Origin of the sequence: Microvirga antarctica (assembly GCF_017921815.1) — a bacterium.
In the GTDB taxonomy this organism is placed as follows: Bacteria; Pseudomonadota; Alphaproteobacteria; order Rhizobiales; family Beijerinckiaceae; genus Microvirga; species Microvirga antarctica.
Map to the genome: position 1 here is coordinate 1 of NZ_JAGEMM010000063.1, position 292 is coordinate 292.

The following is a 292-nucleotide window of genomic DNA, read 5'->3' on the forward strand; positions in this document are numbered from 1 at the left end:
CTCATCAAGGCCTTATCAGCGACCTGCGGTAAGCCAGGCGCCACCAGGCTACCGGATTTCACCTCGTACTGGTGGCTGTGCCACAGTTTTTTCTCCTCGGGAGGAAGCGTTTTAAATAAACGTTCGCTGATAATGTACTCCACCCCCATCAGGCGCGCGTTTTTCGTGTTGCCGTCGTAAATCACCGCCTGCATGACATCTTCGTTCAGGACGGTAACGTAATGGTGCGCTTCCATCTGTCCGTTTTTATCACCGCTATAAAAATGGAACCCGTCAAGGTAGGTACTGATGG

Annotated in this window: 1 protein-coding gene; it reads right to left on the minus strand. The window is 51.7% G+C overall.

The annotated features are described in order from the left end of the window. Positions 1 to 292, minus strand: a 292-nt coding sequence (locus J4G32_RS20865; protein ID WP_210497576.1) for a DUF1264 domain-containing protein, incomplete at both ends; no start/stop codon positions are given.